Annotated in this window: 19 protein-coding genes and 1 tRNA gene; 16 read left to right on the forward strand and 4 right to left on the reverse strand. The window is 31.7% G+C overall.

Annotation, left to right across the window (positions count from 1 at the left end):
* Positions 1-158 precede the first annotated feature (158 nt).
* The 4 genes from typA to RIN63_RS14300 are packed head-to-tail and all read left to right on the forward strand — an operon-like array spanning position 159 to position 5254.
* Positions 159-1985, forward strand: coding sequence for a translational GTPase TypA (gene typA / locus RIN63_RS14285; protein WP_310445422.1), 1827 nt, complete (start codon positions 159-161; stop codon positions 1983-1985).
* Between the two features lie 16 nt (positions 1986-2001).
* Positions 2002-3459, forward strand: coding sequence for a cardiolipin synthase (gene cls, locus RIN63_RS14290; RefSeq protein ID WP_310445423.1), 1458 nt, complete (start codon positions 2002-2004; stop codon positions 3457-3459).
* 43 nt (positions 3460-3502) lie between these two features.
* Complete coding sequence (locus RIN63_RS14295; protein ID WP_310445424.1) at positions 3503-4402, forward strand: hypothetical protein; 900 nt, start codon at positions 3503-3505, stop codon at positions 4400-4402.
* 18 nt (positions 4403-4420) lie between these two features.
* Positions 4421-5254 (forward strand): aminotransferase class IV, encoded by an 834-nt coding sequence (locus RIN63_RS14300; protein WP_310445425.1) that lies wholly within the window; start codon positions 4421-4423, stop codon positions 5252-5254.
* A gap of 50 nt (positions 5255-5304) precedes the next feature.
* Here the strand turns inward: RIN63_RS14300 and pepT are convergent, their stop codons facing one another.
* Positions 5305-6531 (reverse strand): peptidase T, encoded by a 1227-nt coding sequence (pepT, locus tag RIN63_RS14305; protein ID WP_310445426.1) that lies wholly within the window; start codon positions 6529-6531, stop codon positions 5305-5307.
* A 254-nt stretch (positions 6532-6785) separates the two neighbouring features.
* Here pepT and RIN63_RS14310 point away from each other — a divergent pair, with 254 nt between their 5' ends.
* Positions 6786-6947, forward strand: a complete 162-nt coding sequence (locus tag RIN63_RS14310; RefSeq protein ID WP_310445427.1) for an aspartyl-phosphate phosphatase Spo0E family protein — start codon at positions 6786-6788, stop codon at positions 6945-6947.
* A gap of 28 nt (positions 6948-6975) precedes the next feature.
* On the opposite strand, the gene RIN63_RS14315 is transcribed toward RIN63_RS14310, so the two are convergent.
* The gene (locus tag RIN63_RS14315; RefSeq protein ID WP_310445428.1) at positions 6976-7740 is read right to left on the reverse strand and encodes a ZIP family metal transporter; all 765 of its coding nucleotides are present in this window, start codon (positions 7738-7740) and stop codon (positions 6976-6978) included.
* 294 nt (positions 7741-8034) lie between these two features.
* Here RIN63_RS14315 and RIN63_RS14320 point away from each other — a divergent pair, with 294 nt between their 5' ends.
* Together RIN63_RS14320 and RIN63_RS14325 are read left to right on the forward strand one after the other, a co-directional pair.
* On the forward strand, positions 8035-8898 hold the full coding sequence (locus RIN63_RS14320; protein WP_310445429.1) for a DegV family protein: 864 nt from the start codon (positions 8035-8037) through the stop codon (positions 8896-8898).
* A 93-nt stretch (positions 8899-8991) separates the two neighbouring features.
* Positions 8992-9067: transfer RNA gene (locus RIN63_RS14325), tRNA-Lys, on the forward strand.
* A gap of 68 nt (positions 9068-9135) precedes the next feature.
* Here the strand turns inward: RIN63_RS14325 and rsmH are convergent.
* Positions 9136-10206 (reverse strand): 16S rRNA (cytosine(1402)-N(4))-methyltransferase RsmH, encoded by a 1071-nt coding sequence (gene rsmH, locus RIN63_RS14330; protein ID WP_310445430.1) that lies wholly within the window; start codon positions 10204-10206, stop codon positions 9136-9138.
* A gap of 210 nt (positions 10207-10416) precedes the next feature.
* Here rsmH and RIN63_RS14335 point away from each other — a divergent pair, with 210 nt between their 5' ends.
* The 9 genes from RIN63_RS14335 (at position 10417) to RIN63_RS14375 (ending at position 21610) form a co-directional block, all read left to right on the forward strand.
* A complete protein-coding gene (locus tag RIN63_RS14335; RefSeq protein ID WP_310445431.1) occupies positions 10417-11313 on the forward strand; it encodes a peptidylprolyl isomerase in 897 nt (298 codons plus the stop codon).
* A 469-nt stretch (positions 11314-11782) separates the two neighbouring features.
* On the forward strand, positions 11783-13702 hold the full coding sequence (locus RIN63_RS14340; protein ID WP_310445432.1) for an ABC transporter substrate-binding protein: 1920 nt from the start codon (positions 11783-11785) through the stop codon (positions 13700-13702).
* A gap of 152 nt (positions 13703-13854) precedes the next feature.
* A complete protein-coding gene (locus tag RIN63_RS14345; RefSeq protein ID WP_310445433.1) occupies positions 13855-14841 on the forward strand; it encodes an ABC transporter permease in 987 nt (328 codons plus the stop codon).
* Positions 14842-14858: 17 nt separating this feature from the next.
* On the forward strand, positions 14859-16718 hold the full coding sequence (locus RIN63_RS14350; RefSeq protein WP_310445434.1) for an ABC transporter permease subunit: 1860 nt from the start codon (positions 14859-14861) through the stop codon (positions 16716-16718).
* A gap of 12 nt (positions 16719-16730) precedes the next feature.
* The gene (locus tag RIN63_RS14355; protein ID WP_310445435.1) at positions 16731-17723 is read left to right on the forward strand and encodes an ABC transporter ATP-binding protein; all 993 of its coding nucleotides are present in this window, start codon (positions 16731-16733) and stop codon (positions 17721-17723) included.
* Positions 17716-19275 (forward strand): oligopeptide/dipeptide ABC transporter ATP-binding protein, encoded by a 1560-nt coding sequence (locus RIN63_RS14360; RefSeq protein WP_310445436.1) that lies wholly within the window; start codon positions 17716-17718, stop codon positions 19273-19275. Before RIN63_RS14355 ends, RIN63_RS14360 begins: the two co-directional genes overlap by 8 nt.
* Before the next feature lie 24 nt (positions 19276-19299).
* Positions 19300-19557, forward strand: coding sequence for a hypothetical protein (locus RIN63_RS14365; protein WP_310445437.1), 258 nt, complete (start codon positions 19300-19302; stop codon positions 19555-19557).
* Positions 19558-19669: 112 nt separating this feature from the next.
* Positions 19670-20395, forward strand: coding sequence for an HAD-IB family hydrolase (locus tag RIN63_RS14370; protein ID WP_310445439.1), 726 nt, complete (start codon positions 19670-19672; stop codon positions 20393-20395).
* Positions 20396-20545: 150 nt separating this feature from the next.
* The gene (locus RIN63_RS14375) at positions 20546-21610 is read left to right on the forward strand and encodes a GerMN domain-containing protein (RefSeq protein WP_310445440.1); all 1065 of its coding nucleotides are present in this window, start codon (positions 20546-20548) and stop codon (positions 21608-21610) included.
* Between the two features lie 35 nt (positions 21611-21645).
* On the opposite strand, the gene RIN63_RS14380 is transcribed toward RIN63_RS14375, so the two are convergent.
* Positions 21646-21780, reverse strand: coding sequence for a hypothetical protein (locus tag RIN63_RS14380; protein ID WP_310445441.1), 135 nt, complete (start codon positions 21778-21780; stop codon positions 21646-21648).
* Between the last annotated feature and the right edge of the window lie 130 nt (positions 21781-21910).

The following is a 21910-nucleotide window of genomic DNA, read 5'->3' on the forward strand; positions in this document are numbered from 1 at the left end:
AAAACTGGTATACCTTTAATTAGGCTATACCAGTTTTTTCTAAAATATAAAACATATTAATTTGATTTATAAGGAAAGTATGATAAAATGAATTCTGTTAAAGATATATGTAAGAATCTTTAATATGTAAGAATTTGAAAAATGAAAGGATTTGTTGTATGAAGACCATAAGAGAAGATATTAGAAACATTGCAATTATTGCCCACGTAGACCACGGAAAGACCACTTTAGTGGATAGTTTATTAAAGCAATCAGGAGTCTTTAGAGCTAACCAAGTAGTAGAGGATAGAGTAATGGATTCCAATGATATAGAGAAAGAAAGAGGCATTACAATCCTAGCAAAGAACACTGCTGTATATTATAAGGATGTTAAAATTAATATAATAGATACACCAGGTCATGCTGATTTTGGTGGAGAAGTAGAGCGTGTGCTTAAAATGGTAAATGGTGTAGTACTAGTAGTGGATGCATTTGAGGGACCAATGCCTCAAACAAAATTTGTTTTGAAAAAGGCTTTTGAATTAGATTTACCAGTTATAGTATGTATCAATAAAGTTGATAGACCAGAAGCAAGACCTAATGAAGTAATAGATGAAGTATTGGATTTGTTTATTGAATTAGGAGCAAATGAAAAGAATTTAGATTGTCCATTTGTATTTGCATCAGCAAAGAGAGGAACTGCTTCTGTAGATATGGACAGTGATGTAGAAGATATGGATGAATTATTCCAAACTATAGTTGAAAACACACCAGCACCAGAGGGAGACACAGAAGGACCACTTCAAGTTCTAATATCAACTATAGATTATAATGAATATGTTGGTAGAATAGGTATTGGTAAAATTGAAAGAGGTAGAATATCTACTAACCAGGATGCGGTAATTGTAAATATGCTTAATCCCGGAAAACAAGAAAAAGTTAAGATTAATAAAGTATTTGAATTTGAAGGATTAAATAGAGTAGAAGTACAATCTGCTACAGTAGGTAGTATAATAGCTATAACAGGTGTAGAAAACATTCATATTGGAGATACAATATGTGATTCTAATACAGTTGAAGCATTACCATTTGTGAAGATATCTGAACCAACTATAGCCATGACTTTTTCAGTGAATAATAGTCCTTTTGCAGGTAGAGAAGGAAAATTTGTTACTTCTAGACAAGTTAGAAACAGGCTTTTCAAAGAATTACAAACGGATGTGGGATTAAGGGTAGAAGAAACTGAGTCTACAGATGCATTTAAAGTGTCAGGCAGAGGGGAGCTTCATTTATCTGTTCTAATAGAAAACATGAGAAGGGAAGGCTACGAATTTCAAGTATCTAAGCCAGAGGTACTCTTCAAAGAGGAAAATGGCAAGAAGATGGAACCTATTGAAAAGGTCACAATTGATGTGTCTAATGAATTTATGGGTGCAATAATTGAAAAATTAGGCCAAAGAAAAGGTGAGTTAATTACTATGTCTGAATCAAACGGCGGATATGCAAGGGTTGAATTTCTTATACCTGCCAGAGGTCTTATAGGATATAGACAAGAATTCATGACAGATACTAAGGGTAATGGCATAATGAACTCAATATTTGAAGGATATGAGAAATATAAGGGTGATATTCCAAAGAGAAAAGAAGGATCAATTATCTCCTTTGAGACTGGAGAATCAACTACCTATGGTCTTTATTCTGCTCAAGATAGAGGAATATTATTTATAGGTGCTGGTGTACCAGTATATACTGGTATGGTAGTAGGATCTAACCCTAAAGGGCTAGATATAGATGTAAATGTTTGTAGAAAGAAACAACAATCAAATGTTAGGTCTTCTGGGGCTGATGATGCATTAAGATTATCCCCACCAAATAATATGTCTTTAGAAGAAGCTTTAGAGTTTATCGATGATGATGAATTAATAGAAATAACACCACTAAGCTTTAGAATAAGGAAAAAGATACTAGATAGCAATAAGAGATATAAGTCAAAGAAAAATGATTAATAAATAGGGTGATAATATGGAGTTTCTATTTTCAATTTTTCAATGGATATTTAATAATATATTATTGCTAAACATTACTTTTGCAATATTACTTGTTTTTTTTGAAAGAAGAAACCCAACATCAACTTGGTTATGGCTCATGGTTCTGACATTTTTACCTGGTATAGGATTTATTCTCTATCTCTTTCTTGGTCAGGATTTAAGTAAGATAAAATTATTTAAGACAAAGGAAGAAGAAGATTATTGTTTTCGTGATATAGCCTTAGTTCAAGAAGAACAGATTGATAATGATGAATATAAATATAGAGATCCTAATTATGTTGAGTATGAGGATTTAATAAAGATGCATTTAAATAGTTCAGATGCATTTTTTACTCAAGATAATTCTGTTGATATGTTTTTTGAAGGAAATGATAAGTTCGAGGCGTTGTTAGACAGTATAGATAATGCAAAGCAGTATATCCATATGCAATACTATATTTTCAAATCGGATAACCTTGGTAAAAAAGTAATAGAGGCATTATGCAAAAAAGCTAAGGAAGGTCTAGAAGTAAAACTTTTAATAGATGGAATGGGTGGAAGAAAGTTTTCAAGAAAATATATTGTACAATTAAAAGCAGCAGGTGCAGAAGTTGGAATATTTTTTCCACCATTTGTGCCATTGCTAAGTCTTAGAATTAATTATAGAAATCATAGAAAGATTTGTATTGTTGATGGTAAGGAAGCCTTTGTAGGAGGATTCAATATAGGTGATGAATATATAGGATTATCTAAAAAGTTTGGATATTGGAGAGATACGCATCTAAAGATTAGAGGATCTGCCATATCTTCTCTAGAGTGGAGATTTTTGCTGGATTGGAGATTTGCTACTGGTGGTGAAATAGCAAGGTGTCAAACCTATCTTGCAGATGAAGATACTAAAGGTAGTACAGGAATACAAATTGTATCATCAGGGCCTGACTCAAAATGGCCAAGCATTAAAGATGGTTATCTCAAGATGATATCAACTGCAAAGCAAAAAATATATATTGAGACTCCATATTTCATACCCGATGATAGTATTTTTGAAGCTCTTAGACTGGCTGGATTGTCTGGTCTTGATGTAAGGGTTATGTTTCCAAATAAACCAGATCATATTTTTGTATATTGGGCAAGTATGAGCTATATGGGAGAGCTTTTGCAAGCAGGTGTAAGATTTTTTACCTATGAAAAAGGTTTTCTTCATTCAAAAGTAGTTTTGATGGATGATTTTGTATCTTCAGTAGGTACAGCAAATCTTGATATAAGAAGCTTTAAGTTGAATTTTGAAGTAAATGCTTTTTTATATGATGAATCCATGAATTTGAAACTAACAGATAGATTTTTAAATGATTTACAATATTGTAAAGAAATCACATTAGAAGAATATGGTAAAAGAAGTAGGATTGTCAAAATAAAAGAATCAATTTCTAGGCTTTTATCTCCTATTCTCTAATAATAAACTTGCCTCTGGAGATAATAATCTAGAGGTGATTATTTTGAAATCGGTAAAATTGTTTGTTTTATTTTTAATTACGATATTGATTTTAAGTGGATGTAAAATGAGCAAAAATCAGGCAACTAAATTGAAGAAAAAAGATAAGGCTCCAGATTCTCTAGGCAAATTAAGTGATTCATTACAGGGTATATTGAAAGAAACTGAGATTATAGAATCTATATTAGATGGGACTGATGAAGAAGTAAAAAAGGCAGAGTTGGAAAAGGCTAAAGAACAAGAAAAGGTTAAGCTTGAAGGTAATATGGGAGAAAAAAAAGAAGGCGGAAATTCAAGTAGTAAACAAGGAAGTTCTCAATCAAGTAATCAGTCTACTGACACAAATAAAAAAGGTGAAAAAAAGCCTAAAGATAAGGAAGAGAAACTTTTATCGACTTGGGAAAGTTTAAATAAAAAAATAGAAGAAACACATAAGAAGTGGAATGATTACGAATCAGAAGGAATAAAAAAAGGTATCAATCAAAATAGTACTCAGAAATTTAAAGATAGTATTAATGCTTTGACAAAATCAGTAGAAGAAAAGAATATATTGGGTATATATGACTATACTAGCCAGAGCATGGTAAATCTAGCTCCAATTCTTGAAGTATATAAGGACGAAATATGGGGTGAAATAAATAGAGTAAAATCAGCAGTATATAAGAGTTATGCAAAGGCAATAGTAGGTAAATATGAAGAAGCTCAAGAGCAATTAAAGAATTTAGAAGAAGTAGCAAATAAAACAAGGTTGAAGATTGAAGATGATAATAAAAAAATACAATCTTTGGAAAAGGTTAATTTATCAATTGAAGCTATGAGGCAGTCATTAGAAGAAAAAAGTATTACATTAACAAGAATTAAAAAGGATATCGTAATAAAAAACCTTGATGAGCTAGGAAAATAAAAGAAAAGAGGGATAGCATTGAGACCAGAAGCTATAAGAGATTATTTTATCGTAAATGGAAAGTTAGAAAGCACAGAAAAAAAGGATATATTTAATCGAATTGAAAAACCACCAATATATGAGGTAATTAGGTCGGTAGATGGTGTCCCACTTTTTTTAGAAGATCATTTAAAAAGAATGTTTGATTCAGCTAATATCATAGGATATGACTTAGATAAAGATGAAGAAGAAATTAGTCAAGATATTCAAAGACTTATACAAAAGAATAATGTTGAGAACTTAAACATTAAGCTTTTATCTACGGAAATAGAAGGTATTGGCAAGATATTTTTGATTTATAATATTGAAAGCTTCTATCCACCAGTAGAGTATTATGAAAAAGGAATCCATACTATTTTATTTCATCATGAAAGAAGTAATCCAAATGCAAAGGTACTATTTACATCATTTAAAGAAGATGTAGCTAAAGCTTTAAAAGAAAAAAATGCTTTCGAGGCTTTACTTGTTAGCAAATCAGGATATATACCAGAAGGTAGCCGTTCTAATATGTTCTTTGTGAAGGGTGACAAAGTATATACTGCCAAGGGGACTGAGGTATTAATAGGAATTACAAGGAAGCATATATTTAGTGTATGTGATAAATTAAATATTAAATTAGTAGAAGAAAGTATCCATATGGATGATTTGAACAAGCTAGATGGAGGTTTTATGTCAGGGACATCAGTTAATGTATTGCCAATATCTACTATAGATGGCATAGAGTTAGATTCAATCAATAATCATATAATTAAGGAAATAAACAAAGAATATTTAAATCAAATAAAGAATTATATAATTGCAAAGAAAAAATAATGAACAAAGCAAAAAAGATTCCTCACCAAAGTGAAGAATCTTTTATTAATTTATTTCATTTCTTGAACCAATTCAATTATTTTTAGAATTGTATCTACAGATTTTTCCATTGCAAATGTTGGGATATATTCAAATTTTCCATGGTAATTATGGCCACCAGTAAAAATGTTTGGACATGGCAATCCCATATAGGAAAGTCTAGCCCCATCAGTACCACCTCTAATAGGCTTAATTAAAGGCTGAATCCCTAAATCTTCCATGGACTTTTTAGCTATATCTACTATATACATAACAGGGAGAATTTTTTCTTTCATATTATAATATGAATCAGTAATCTCTAAATTAATTATATTTCCATATTTGTGATTCAAAAACTCTACTGCCTTAGTCAAGGTTTCTTTTTTGCTTTCATATTTCTCCATTGAATGATCTCTTATAATAAATCCAATTTCTGTTTTTTCAACAGAACCATCAAAAGACATCAAATGATAAAAGCCTTCATATCCTTCTGTATACTCAGGTCTTTCATTTACAGGGAGCATAGAATTAAGCTCCAAGGCTACTAGAATAGAATTAATCATTATATTTTTAGCTGTACCTGGGTGAACATTTCTACCTTGAATAGAAATTCTAGCTGTAGCAGCATTAAAGTTCTCATACTCCAATTCACCTACAGGTCCACCATCTACAGTATATGCAAAGTCTGCACCAAATTTGTCTACATCAAAGTAATCAGCGCCTCTGCCTATTTCTTCATCTGGAGTGAAGCCAACTTTTATTGTGCCATGAGGTATACTAGGATTCTCAATCAAGTATTCCACTGCAGATATTATTTCTGCTATTCCAGCTTTATTATCTGCACCAAGTAGAGTTGTACCATCTGTAGTTATTAAATCTTTGCCTATATAATTCTGTAAATCTGGAAAATCTTTTATAGACATAATAATATCTTTTTCGACATTTAATACTATGTCTTTTCCATCATAATCAGTTATGATTTTAGGCATTACATTTTTACCAGACATATCAGGACTAGTATCCATGTGAGCTACAAATCCTATAGTAGGAACTGACTCTTTTATATTAGAAGGTAGAGTTCCCATGACATATCCATTTTCATCTACGGATACATGAGATAAACCAATGTCTTCCAATTCCTTTCCTATCATTTTAGCAAATTCATATTGATTAGCTGTGCTAGGTACACAAGTGGCACTTTCATCTGAAGTCGTTTCATACTTAACATAATTTAGAAATCTACTTAATAATTTATTCATTATATTACCTCCTGACTTTATTTATATCTCCTATATTATATAACAATATAGGAGAAAAATGCAGAAATTTGTAGAAAAATTTGGAATTATTTTAGTATATTATTTGAGCTTTAGTGCTATAATATTCAGGTGAGCAAAAAAAAGGTAAATATTTGATAATTAAACTTATTATAGGGTATAAGAGTTGTAACAAATAGATAGAGAAAAGTGGTAATGATTACTAAGGTGAACAGGGGAAAGGTAAGGGAATAGCCATGAGAGAAAAATGTACGAAAGAAAACTTAAAGACAAGAATAGAATCAATGCGTGAAGAACTAAATCAAATGGTTTTAAAAGATTTGGATAAAGATAAGGTAGTAAAGATTAGTCAAGAGTTAGATCTATTAATAAATGAATTTCTTTCAGCAAAGATATAAAATAGCAGATAATTATCTGCTATTTTAATTATCCAAGAGTTACATCTAATACCATCATTATAATGAATCCAATGACAATTCCATAAGTTGCTTCCCTTTCATTACCATTATTATGTGTCTCTGGTATTATTTCATCAGATATAACAAACAACATTGCACCTGCTGCAAAAGCCAGTATAAATGGAAGTATAGGTTCAAATATACTTACTAAACCAAGACCCATTAAACCGCCAATAGGCTCTACTAATCCTGTTAGCAAAGCAACCAGAAATGCCTTTTTAACATTGTATTTTTCACGAACCAAGGAAAGAGCCACAGCTAACCCCTCAGGCATATTTTGAAGTCCAATACCTAAGGCAATACTTAATCCGTTCTTTACATTATCATCACCAAAGCCAACTCCTACAGCCAATCCTTCTGGAAAGTTGTGTATAGTTATAGCAATGATAAAAAGCCAAATCTTTTTTAAAGACGCACTTGCGCCTTCCTCTCTTTTATCAAGCAAATGAACATGAGGTGAATATTTATCTGTTAGATCAAGAAAAACTGCACCTGCAAATATACCTAACCCAGTAATTAAAGCTCCTTTTAATCCTCCGCCAGAATAATCTAGACTAGGGATTATTAGAGAGAATGAAGTAGCTGCTAACATTACCCCAGCTGCAAAACCAAGTAGAATATCCAACATCTTTTCAGAAATATTTTTTGTGAAAAATATAGGCAAAGCCCCCACGCCAGTCATGAGACCAGCACTAACACTTGCTAAAACACCTAATAAAAAAGTATTTTCCATAAGGGACATAAGCATTCCTCCTTTAATTAAATTATAGGAAGATAATGTAATTTAGTCAAGACCCTAAGTTAGTATGGGAATGCCTATAAATAGAAGAATTAATATTAATAGTATAGCAATTAGCCAGTAAAAACTTCGCTTCTTAATAAAAAATAATTTCATATAACTCAACCCCTTATAATAATAGTATTATAATCTATTTTGCAATTAAAAAATATATACCACAAATTTCATTTTATAAGTTATAATATGGATATTATGATATAATATTTAATGAGAGGAGGAAGGATAGAGATGGCGATAAAAATACTGAGCGATAGTGCTTGCGATTTACCAGAAGATATTGTAAAAGAATATGATATTGATATTGTACCTATAATGGTAATTAAAGATGATAAGGAGTATTTAGATAATATTACTATAAAGCCAGAAGAAGTATATAATGGTATGAAAAACGGTGAGGTATATAAAACCGCCCAGATACCACCAAATACATTTACCGAAAAGTTTTTAGAATATGCAAAGAATGGTGATAGCGTTATTTATGTAGCTTTTTCTTCTGGATTATCAGGTACATATCAGACTTCCATATTTGTAAAAGGTACAATCCTAGAAGAATATCCTGAATTTGACTTAGATATTGTTGATACAAAAGCTGCAACTGGAGGATTTGGTCTTATGGTTCTAAAAGCAGCTCAAATGGCAAAGGAAGGAAAATCAAAGGAAGAAATACTTAGTCTCCTTGATTTTTATGCAGCTCATATGGAACACATTTTTACTGTAGATAATATAGAATACTTATTTAGAGGTGGAAGAGTTACCAAAACTCAAGCCTTCCTAGGGGGATTATTAAATATAAAACCAGTATTAAATATGGAAGACGGTAAACTAGTTCCTCTTGAAAAAGCAAGAGGCAGTAATAAAGCATATAAGATAATGATGGATATAATAGGAGAAAGAGGTAAAGATGCTGATTTGGAGAATCAAATAATTGGAATATCTCATGGAGATGATCTAGAGTTGGCACTAAAAGTTAAAGAAATGCTTACTAAATCTTTTGGCACCACTAATTTTTTAATAAATACAATAGGTGCTGCAATAGGTGCCCATTCAGGTCCAGGAACTATAGCTATTACATTTTTAAATAAAAAATACTAAAGAATTAATTCTTTAGTATTTTTTAAAATTAACAATAAACTCTAGACAAATTTAAAAAATAGGAGTATAATAATTTATGTTAGTTCAATAAATGTGCTTTTAGCTCAGTTGGTAGAGCACCTGACTCTTAATCAGGGTGTCCAGGGTTCGAATCCCTGAAGGCGCACCACAGTAATAAAAAGGCTTCCAGAGATTTCTTGGAAGCCTTTTTTTATATCATATAATAGGGCTACATAATTAAGCTTTTATAGCCCAACGAAGTTTTGCAGATCGTGCTCTAGGATTAAGATTACATTCTTCTTGTGTTGGTCTGATAGGACTAGAAGATACTTCACTGTAAATACCCTCTCTTAAATAATGCTGAAAACTCTTTTTAACTAATCTGTCTTCACCAGAGTGGAAAGATAGTATTGCAACACGTCCTCCACTAGCAAGGCTATTGGGAAGTTTCTCCAGAAATTCATACAACACTTCAAATTCATGATTTACATCTATTCTAAGGGCTTGAAAGCACCTTTGGCATGACTTCTTAATTGATTCATTTCTTTCTTTTTGTGGAAGAAATTTCAGGGCATTTGCAATAATTTGTTGAAGCTGTGTAGTCGTATTTATTCTATTTCCTTTTCTAATTTCAGATATTATAGCTTCAGCTATTTCTTTAGCATAGGGTTCATCTGAATTCTCTATGAACAATCCCTCTAATTCATCTTTTGAAATCCGGTCTAGTCTTTCAGCAGCAGATTTTCCTCTTCTAGGATTTAGTCTTAAGTCCAGTGGACCTTCGGTCTTAAAGGAAAAACCTCTATCTGGGTTATCTATTTGCATTGAAGATACGCCTAAATCTGCCAACACAAAATCCAAGGGACCAGATTCTAATACTATCTGATCTATATTTGAAAAGTTCATTTGTCTAATTTTTAATATGTCTTCGTCGTAACCTAAGTCCTTTAATCGTTGCTCTGTTTTCGGTAATTCAATAGTATCTACATCTGTTGCATAAAGTTGACCTTTTTTATCCATAGATTTAAGTATTTCTAATGTATGACCACCATAACCTAATGTGGCATCTAATCCGATTTCACCAGGTTTGATTTGTAAAAAGTCTAGTATTTCATCTACGCAAATTGAAAGATGCATTCCTGCAGGAGTACTTCCTTTTTGAATTACTTTAGCTACAGTTTCAGAATATTTATCTGGTTGGTGCTCTTTATACTTCTCCTTATAGGTTTTCGGATGTGTTCCACTATATCTAACACGCCTCTTGTGTTTTTTCTCGTTATTATCCATTTCTTCCCGCCTTTTTATCATATCATTTTCATATTATTCTAATAGTTATATTATCAAATTCATCTTACAAAAGCAATTTATCTACTATGAATTGGGATCCTTTTATTTTTCTTGGAATTATTTCATAATTCTATCACCCTAAAACTAAATTTATAGTGTATAATAAGTAAAATATAAAATTTCAAAAAATATTGAAGTTTTATAAATAAGAATATGGAGGTTATTAAAAGAATGATTAGAATGTTTAAAAAAGGAATTGTACATAAGTACACATTAGTAGCATTTTGCTTAATATTATTATTAAGTATAACAGCATGTAGTAATGAAGATATTGTGGCTAAGGTAGATAATGAGGTAATAACTAAGGATGAATTATATGATGTAATGGTAAAGCAAACTGGAGCAGAAGTATTAGAGTCTCTGATTTCTGATAAAATTATTGCCTTAGAGATTAAAAAGCATAATGTAGTAATTGATGCAGAATTAATTGAAAAAGAAATGAACGCACTAAAAGAGAATTCTGGTGGGGAAGAAGCACTTAATGAAGCTATGGCATATTATGGATATACTATAGAGGAATTAAGAAACAATATAGTTATGAACTTAAAGTTAAAAAGCCTCTTAGAGCCTAATATGGTAATAACTGAGGATGAAATGCAGGATTATTTCGAAAACTATAAGGATACTTTAGGTCAAGTAGAGGAAGTAAAAGCTAGCCATATATTAGTTGAAACAGAAGAATTAGCAAAGGAAGTTAAAAGTAAACTAGAAAATGGTGAAGATTTTGCTGAATTAGCAAAAGAGTATTCAACAGATGAATCCAATAAGAATAATGGTGGACAATTAGGATTCTTTCCTAGGGGAGGAATGGTAAAAGAATTTGAAGATGCAGCATTTAGTTTAGAAATAAATACAATTAGTGATCCAGTAAAGACCAGTTTTGGATACCACATAATAAAAGTAGAGGAAAAAAAGGAAGCAATTGAAGCAAACTATGAAGAAAGTAAAGATGAAATAAAAGACATTTTGGTAAATAGTCAGTTATCAACTGCATTTGAAAAATGGTATGCTGAAAAAGCCACTGAGTATAAAGTGACAAATTATATTACTGATGCGAAAGGGAAATAATTGTTAATCTTCTTAAAATTAGATGATTAACACATTGTTCTGAGAAAACTGTATTGCTTAAAATTTCAAATTCTCAAGAATTGATTGACTATTCAGCAAAAGTATATATAATATATATATGCTTATTTTTTAAATAGATATAAATAATCTAAGTGAAAGTAATAAACTTTCAAACAATTTGAAAACTTGTTTACAATTGGAACTTAGCAAACAACAGGTATGTGTCTATTTCACTAAGTTTATAGTAAAAAATAGATTGAAATTATCAAAAAAATGTATTAGAATAATAACAAGCTTTATTATGGACAAGTTGTTTTTAGATAAAGCAAAGAAACATAATTTCTAATACATAGAATAATATATTGTACAATATATTATTAGTGTGTAATATAATTTAGTTTTTGAAAGGTAGTATGATTTATCATATTAACTTTTTAAAATAATAATAATTTAAGGGGGAAGAAAAATAATGATGAAGAAAAGTATTATTTTTTTACTAATTCTAACATTAGTATTATCAGCATTTCTAGTTGGTTGTAAACCTAAAGATGATCAACCAGTTGATACACCAGGTACTGGTGATGTTACACCAACAGATGACCCAGCAGATGTAAGCGATGTTCCTACAGAGCCAACTGGTCAAATTACAATTGGTAACACAACTGAGTTATCAGGTGACTGGGTACCATATTGGACAAACAACGCTGCAGACTATGATGTATACAATTTCATTACTGGTCAAGCAACAGTTGATATGACTTTTGAAGGTGAGTACTTAGTTAATGAAACTACTGTAAAGAGCTATGATGTTACAGAAAATGCAGACGGATCAAAAACTTATACTTGGACAATTAATGATGGTCTAGTATATGCTGATGGATCTCCTATAACAGCATTAGACTATGTAACTTCAGTTATGCTTTGGTCATCCAATCAAGTTCAATCAACAGGAGCTAAAGCTAGTTATGGTTATTATTTAACTGGATATGGTGCTTTCAACAAAGGCGAATCAAAGGTATTCTCAGGAGTTAGATTAATTGATGATAAGACTTTCTCAGTTACTATGGCAGCTGAGTACCTACCATATTTCTATGAATTACCAAACGTAAGCGTTGGACCAACTAAATTATCTTTCTGGACTGATGAAACAGTTACAATTAAAGATGATGGAGAAGGTGCATATTTCTCAGATAACTTCACAGCAGAAGCTTATCAAGACAGATGGAACGTAGCTAGATATGAAGCAGCTACATTCCCAGCATCGGGAGCTTACAAATTAGTTTCTTTTGATACATCAGCTGAAATAGCTGTTATGGAAGTAAATGAAAATTACCCTGGTGACTATACAGGAAAAAAACCTTTAGTTAAAACAGTTATCTATAAGAGAGTTACAGCAGAAACTGCTTTAGATGAGTTATCAACTGGCCAAGTAGATATATTATCACAAATGGCAAGTGGAGACGAAATTAATGCTGGTCTTGACCTTGTAGACAAAGGTGGATTTAGCTATACTTCTTATCCACGTGCAGGTTATGGTAAGTTAGTATTCCAATGTGACTTTGGACCAACTCAATTTGTTGAAGTTCGTCAAGCAGTTGCTCACCTATTGGATAGAAATGACTTTGCTAAGGCTTTCACAGGTGGTTTCGGTACAGTAGTTAATGGACCTTATGGTGAATCAATGTGGTTCTACCAAGAAAATAAAGCAACTTTCAATGAAAAATTAAACCCATATCCATATAGCTTAGACTCAGCTGTTAAAGTACTTGAAGAAGGCGGTTGGGTATTAGATGCAAGTGGTAATCCTTACAAAGAAGGAATTCGTCATAAAAAATTAGCTGATGGTACAATAATGCCATTATCAATTGAATGGGCTTCATCAGAAAATAATGCAGTATCAGATTTACTAGTAGTTAAATTACAAGAAAATCCTGATTTAGCAGCAGCTGGTATTGCGATTAATCAAACTGTTATGACATTTACAGAATTATTGAACTACATGTATCGTGATGCTTCAGTAGATGCAAAATATGGGGTTCCAACTTATGGAATGTATAACTTAGCTACAAACTACACTCCAATATATGACCCAACAACTACATTTACAACTGATCCTGAAATGGTTAAAGCTGGTTACAATACTAACTTCTTATTAAACAAAGACTTAGAAAGCAAAGCTAAAGCAATTCCTTTAACTGATCCAAGCGACAGAGCAGGATTCTTAACTAAGTTTGCTGACTATGTAGTATTATGGAATGAATTATTACCAGATCTTCCACTATATTCAAACTTATATCATGATTTCTACAACGAAAAATTAAAAGATTATGCTAAGAATCCTCTAATTCGTATAGATAAAGCTATTCTTTATTCTTACGTAACAGAGTAATAAAAACATAATATAATAAATGCATTAAGAAATAGGGTATGTGAATACCCTATTTCTACATAGAACTAATATGTGATAAAGCAGTAAAATACTATTTTTATTTTTTAAAAACCAGTATAAAAAAACAAATTCTGAATAAGGCAGGTAATAAAATGTTAAAATACACTTCAAAAAGAATTTTATATATGATATTTGTATTTTCAATTATGTCTGTTATTCTGTTTTCCTTATACGATATGATACCTGGAGACCCTGCTAGGGCAGAAGTAGAGACCTTAAAGGAACTACTAAAGCCTGATGAATATCAGCGTGCATATGAGCAAGCTAGAGAGAGACTAGGGTTAAATGATCCAACACATATAAGATATGGGAAATGGGTGAAAGGCTTATTAAAGGGAGATTTAGGAATGTCTGCAGTACATAAACAACCTGTAGCAAAAATCATAGGCACTCCTCTAAAAAACACAATATTTATAAATATATTTGCAGTAATTATAGGTCTTGGTATTACAATACCACTAGGTATATATTGTGCCATAAAGAAAAATTCAACTTTTGATAAAGCAGTACAAGTATTGACAATAGTAGGATATAGTATTCCGGTATTTATCTTTGCATTATTATTTATTTACTTATTTGCTGTTAAATTAGGCTGGTTCCCTGTAAGTGGAATGGCGACACCTAATTTCAAAGGAACTGAATGGCAAGCATTTCTAGACAAGCTAAAGTACTTAGTACTCCCTTTAGGAGTTATGACTATAGGTTCATTGGGTGGAATTACAAGATATGTTCGTGCGGCTATGGCTGATGCATTGACTATGGACTATATAAAAACTGCTAGAGCAAAAGGACTTAAAGAAAAGGTAGTTATATTTTCTCATGCTTGGAGAAATGCCCTTCTTCCAGTTGTTACTCTACTAATTGGTTGGTTTATGAGCATATTCTATGGTTCTTTAATTATTGAAAGAATGTTTGCTTTAAATGGATTAGGTAAATTGCTTATCGACTCCTTAAACAATCAAGATTATCCAGTAGTAATGGCTATACAATTATTTTATATTGTAATTGCCTTAACAGGTAATTTAATCACAGACTTAAGCTATGGAATAGTAGATCCACGAGTTAGAGTTAATAAATAGGAGAGGGAGGAACAGATATGAGTACAAAACAAGTTAATGATAATAAAGACAATAAAAATAAAAGTAGTTTCTTACGCCTTCTCTTAGGAAATCTTTTTGGATCAAGAAAAGAGTTGTCTCTAATGGAAGAGGAGCAAGTACAAAGTCCATTGCGTACAGTTGTTAAAACTTTTAAGAGTAACAAGGTAGCTATGACTGGATTTGTATTATTTATTGTAATACTATTAACAGTTTTAATTGGACCAATTTTTAAGCCTATAGACTTGTCATTTTCTGAAACATCTCAACAAAATATAGCACCTGGATATGACTTAATGGAATATCCTGATGCAATAGTTGGTAAAGTAGCAGATATAGCTGTAGGACCTACATTCTCAGTAGCAACTTCAACAGATGGACAGTTATATATTTGGGGGAAAACAAGGGTCACAGGTGTTGTTGATATAAGAAACTTGCCTAGAGATCAAAACACGAAACAACTAATAGATATGGGCAATCTTGTAAGAGTTGCTGCAGGTTTTGACCATGCAATAGCTTTAAATGATCAAGGGCAGCTATTTGGATGGGGAAATGATCGTCAAAGACAAGCAACAATTCCAATGGAATTAAATAATACAAAAATCAAAGATATTTATGCAGGTTATCAATCTTCTTTAGTGCTTACTGAAGATGGTCGAAGTGTTTACTTTGGTAATACAATGAATAATGATTATAATGAATTCCATCCTTATCAAGGTAAATTGGCTAAAATAGCTGTTACTGCTGATGCTGCAATGGGTCTTACTGTTGATGGTGAAGCTGTTTACTTAGGTGCACAACAAAGTAGTTATTCAAGAATACCTGAAAATATGGGAAAAGTTGTAGATATAGCAGCTACTGCGTCTACAATGGCAGCAGTAAATGAAGATGGACAAGTTTTTGTATGGGGAAATATATCTGTACAAGGCGAAGGAACTGTTCCTGAAACTGATTCTAAGATTGTTAAAATCTATGGTGGTAGATATCATTATACTGCATTAACTGAAAACAATGATGTAGTAGGTTGGGGTGCAGATTATTATAAACAAGCAACTGTTCCTAGTTCAGTGAACTCTGCAGATATTGAAACTATTTATTCTGGATTTTATCAAAACTATGGAATTACAAAAGATGGACAAATACTTACTTGGGGTTTAAAAGGATATTTATTTGGAACTGATGAGTTAGGTAGAGATATTTTTACTAGGCTCTTAAATGGTGGACGTATGTCTATGACCATAGGTGCTGTAGCTGTAATTATTTCTACTACAATAGGTATAGTTGTTGGAGCTTTATCAGGTTTCTTTGGTGGAAAGATAGATTTAGTATTACAAAGACTTTCTGAGGTAGTATCTTCATTACCTTTCTTACCATTTGCAATGATATTATCAGCTTTGATTGGTAACTCAATGGAATCCAATCAGAAAATTGGCTTGATAATGGTCATACTGGGATTACTTTCATGGCCAAGTCTTCAAAGATTAGTTCGTGCTCAAGTACTTTCAGTTAGAGAGCAAGAGTATGTAATAGCTGCTAGAGCACTTGGTGTTAAGGAAATGAATATTGTGTTTAAGCACATCTTGCCAAATGTTATTTCAGTTATTATAGTATCTGCAACTTTGTCTTTTGCATCAAGTATGCTGACTGAATCAAGTTTATCCTATTTAGGATTTGGAGTTCAAGCACCACAACCAACATGGGGAAATATGCTATATGGAGCCAATAATAGTATTGTAATCCAAAACTATTGGTGGAGATGGGTATTTGCTTCTATCGTATTAGGTATATGTGTTATCTGCATTAACTTAGTCGGTGATGGTTTGCGTGATGCAATTGATCCAAAATCTCAAGAACGTTAGGGGGAAGAGTAGATGGCGCTATTAGAAGTTAAAAATTTGCATACATTTTTTGAAACTAAAAGAGGAATAGTTAGAGCAGTAAACGATGTATCCTATTCTGTTGAAGCCGGAAAAACCCTTGGCATAGTAGGGGAAAGCGGAAGCGGCAAGAGTGTTTCAGCAATGAGTATAATTAAATTATTAGATGGTAATGGATATATAGATAGTGGTGAAATAATATTTGATGGAAAAAGTCTTATAGATGTACCTATTAAGGAAATGCCGTCAATAAGAGGAAATGATATTTCTGTAATTTTCCAAGAGCCTATGACATCATTAAATCCTATTTTTACTATAGAAAAGCAAATTGCAGAACCATTTATCATACATCAAAAAATGAGTAAAAAAGAAGCAGCAAAAAAAGTAGTTGACATGTTATCTCTTGTTAAAATACCAAATCCAGAGTCAGTGGCAAAGCAATATCCACATCAACTATCGGGTGGTATGAGACAGCGTGTAATGATAGCTATGGCCTTAGCATGTGTTCCAAAGCTATTAATTGCTGATGAGCCTACTACAGCATTGGACGTTACAATCCAAGCTCAAATACTAAAGCTAATGAATGATTTAAAAGCAGAAATAGGCACATCAATTTTGTTTATAACCCATGACTTAGGTGTTATCAATGAAATGGCAGATGATGTAGCTGTAATGTATTGCGGCCAAGTTGTTGAGAAAGCACCAGTTAAAACTATATTTGGTAAGGATAGCACATATTCTCATCCATATACAGAGGGTTTAATGGTATCAATTCCAAGATTAGATACTCCTACTGGAGTTCGTCTAGAAGCAATACCTGGAGCAGTACCTCATCCATTGAATTTGCCTGTAGGTTGTAAATTTGCGCCTAGATGCAAATATGCAACGGATAAATGCCAGAAAGAAGAGCCAAAATTAGCGGAACTTGAGCCTGGTCACCAAATTCGTTGCTTCTATCCAGTGAAAGGGGTGAGATCCAATGGCTAACAAGAATGATAAAAAAGTGTTGATTCGAATTCAAAACTTGAAACAATATTTCCCAGTGAAAAAAGCCTCTTTTAGAGACAAAGAACAACTATTTGTAAGAGCTAATGATGATATTTCCCTGGAAATTTATGAAGGGGAAACATTAGGATTAGTAGGGGAAAGTGGTTGTGGTAAATCTACATTGGGTCGTACTCTTCTACAATTATATAATCAAACAGATGGACGAACTATGTATTATGGCTGTGATATTGATGAATTAGCGCCAGAATATGTTTTTAATACACTAGATAATCTGGTATCTGAGCGTCGTAAATTAACTGACTTACAGAAAAAAGAAGCAGAAGCACTAAAAGTATTTGAATCATTACCTGAAGGTGATGAGCAATATCATGCTTTAGATAAGCTTCGTGAGGCAGAAAAACAAGCAAGAAAGGCATATCTTGATATAACACAACTGATTGGTGGATTGTTTGTAGCTGATGATCTAGCACCAGTATCAAAAATTCTTTTAAAAGAATATAACACTAGTATAGAGGCTCGTAAACTTAGAAATAAAATTAATGATGAACAGATAAAGATGGAAGGCGAGAAATCTGTACTAGCAGAAAAAGGCAAATCCGAATCAGAAATAAATAATGAAGTACAAAAATATTTAAGTAATATAAAGAATCATGAGAATGAGCTTGCAAAAGTTGAAAAAGAAATGGAAGCTATACAAGTAGATATTGAAAAGTTAAGGGCTAAGTATTCAGATCATCCTGATTTTGCAAAGAATGATAAATACAGAGATAAGGGTATTGATCTTGCAAGGCTAAAGATAGAGGAAATGAGATACTTAAGAAAAGATATGCAGTTAATTTTCCAAGATCCATATTCCTCATTGAACCCAAGATTAACTGTTGGACAAATAATATCTGAAGGCTTATATTCTCATAAAATATTTGCTAAGACTGATAAGAAGGTTCAAGATTATATTCTTCAAACTATGGAAGATTGTGGTCTAGCTCCATACTTTGTTCATCGTTATCCACATCAATTCTCTGGTGGTCAAAGACAACGTATCGGAATCGCTCGTTCTGTTGCTTTAAAACCAAAGTTTATTGTTTGTGACGAGGCAGTATCAGCACTGGATGTATCTATTCAGTCTCAGATCATTAATCTTTTATTGGATTTAAAGGAAAAAGAGAATTTGACTTATATGTTTATTTCTCATGACTTATCTGTAATTAAGTATATTAGTGATAGAGTAGGAGTTATGTATTTAGGAAATATTGTGGAGCTTTCAACAACAGAAGAAATATATGCTCATCCAATGCATCCTTATACTGAAGCACTTTTCTCAGCTATACCGACTACAGATGTTGATGATAAGAAAAAAGCTGTAATACTAGAAGGGGATATACCAAGTCCTATTAAGCCACCATCAGGATGTAAATTCCATACTAGATGTAGATATGCTACAGATATATGTAAGAAAGTAGCTCCAACATTTGAGGAAGCTAGACCAGGACATTTTGTAGCTTGTCATCATAAATTAAATACAGCAGATTAATTATAGAAAGGCATTGATGTAACTATGTTGTTACAAAGAAAAATAGATAGAGCAATGGATTGGCTTAAGGACAAAAACACTCTGAATCAACCAAATGTAGAAGATCCTACAGATGACAATTTTGACTTAGAAAACTTTGATCCTAAGGCAGACTGGTTAAAGAATGAAAGTGAAAATATGATATTGGAGAAGAATGATTTTTTTGCAATTGCTATATCAGCCCTATTAGTGTTTTCACCTATATTTATTATATTAGGGTTTATCATATTTTTAATGCTCTAGAAATAGAATATATAGTACTAAAAGGAAGGTTTAATAACCTTCCTTTTTTAGTAGAATTAACTCAAGAAAAAATGGGTATAACTAGTATAATATAAATAGATTGGGTGATATTATGAAAAATATAGCTGCATTTTTTGATATAGACGGAACTATATTTAGAAATTCTTTGATGATTGAACACTTTCAAAAGCTTATGAAGTATGAAGTCATAGACCCTGTGATCTGGTATACTAAGGTAAAGAAGGTATATCATGAATGGGAAAGTAGATTTGGAGACTTTGAGCAATATTTGGAGATACTGGCAAAGGTATATTTAGATGAGTTAAAAGGTGTAAACAAATCTTATATTGAATTTATTGCTAGTCAAGTAATCAATTTAAATGGTGATATGGTATATAAATATTCTAGAGATCAGATAGAGTGGCATAAAGATCAAGGACATAAGGTTTTCTTTATATCTGGTAGCCCAGATTTTTTGGTTTCTAAAATGGCTGAAAAATATGAAGTTACGGAATATAGGGGGACTATATACAAAGTCGATGAGGAAAACAAGTTTACAGGTGAGATAATAAAGATGTGGGATTCTGAATCTAAGCTTAGAATACTAAATGAGTTAATACAAAAATATAATGTAGATTTAGATAAAAGCTTTGCTTATGGAGACACTACAGGAGATTTATCCATGCTTCGGATGGTAGGAAATCCAGTTGCTATAAACCCTAATAAGCCATTGTTTTTAGCATTAAGAGAGGATAATGATTTGTCTAAAAAGGTTTCTGTCATTGTTGAGAGAAAGAATGTCATCTACAAACTTAACCCCCATATCGAAATATTGTAGATGGGACTATTTGGTAAAATAGTCAAATATTACATGGTGCAATCTCCAATTGTAATTGAATCGTAAAGACTTTTTCAATATAATAGATTATAATTATTGTAAGTGGATATAATTAGAATCAAATATTAAAATAGTTATAGGAGTGATACCATGAAAAAGCTCTTACTTTGGATAGTAATAATCACTGCCGTTTTTTCAGTTGGATGTAGAAAATCCGTATCTATAAAACAAGATAGAGCATTAAGTAATGAAGAAGTATCTATGGCTGAAGTATCATTAATCAGCGATTACTACCCCTTCAAAGAAAATATTGTAATGGATTATGAAGGGATTGGGAATGAGTACGCAGAAAGAAAGACTTTTGTGGAATTTGTTGAAAACAATAGAGCACAAATGAAGATTATGAATCCTGGGACTGTATTTGTAAAGGTATTAGAGTATAAGAATGGAGTATTGACTGAAATATTTTCAGAAGGTGAATTTTATCATATTGAGAACATGATAAATTCTAATTCAAATAAAAGTAGTATAATTTTAAAGGAGCCTTTAGATCTGGGTAATTCTTGGACCACTGAAGAAGGTTATACCAGAGAAATTACAGGTAAAGAAGCAAAAATAGAAACTCCTTCTGGGATATATGATGCATTGGAAGTTACGACAGATTTTGCTAATGGTGCCATACAGATGGATTATTACGCAAAAGGTATAGGTCATGTAGCTACAATCTATAAGGATGATGTTAATGAAATCAAAACTTTATTACAAAATATTGATGATCAGCCTCAAGAAATCAAAATAGAAACATATTACCCAACCTTCAAGGATATTGGTACAGCATTGGTAAACCAGAGTATAGAGTTTAATACAAATGATAATATAGAGTATATTTTAGAGACTTTATTAAAGAATCCACCTTCTGATAAATTAATTCCACCAATTTCAAAGGATACAAGGATAAATAAAATTGATCTTAATAGAAATTCCTGGACTTTAGAAGTAGATTTTTCAGAAGAATTTTTGACAGATATGAATGCAGGTTCAGCATTAGAAGTAGAAATACTAAAGAGTATAGTAAATACCTTGGGTAGATTTTATGATGTTGAGAAGGTATACATTACTGTAGAAGATATGCCTTATGAATCAGGACATTTTAGTATAAACCCTAGTGAATATTTTACGGTGGATATTACAAATATTGAAGAATTCAGTGAGTAAATAAATAAAGGTCCTCTTATAATGAGGACCTTTATTTATTTATTATCTTCTCTTTTGTTTTCTTGCCTATTGTTGTCATTATTTTTGTTATCTTGGTTATTGTCATTTTCTCTTTTTGAATTTTGTTTGTTGTTATTATTTCTCTTATTGTTTTGTTGATCTTTAGCCATTATTTTATTCCCTCCTTTGCCAATAGTTGTACCTACATATATAGTATTACAATTAAATTTTATTTTACTCATAAAAAAATGAAGAAAACTAAAAAAAAATATTTTTTATAATTATACTTATTATAGAAAA

It is taken from the genome of Tissierella sp. (assembly GCF_031460495.1).
In the GTDB taxonomy this organism is placed as follows: Bacteria; Bacillota; Clostridia; order Tissierellales; family Tissierellaceae; genus JAVKTS01.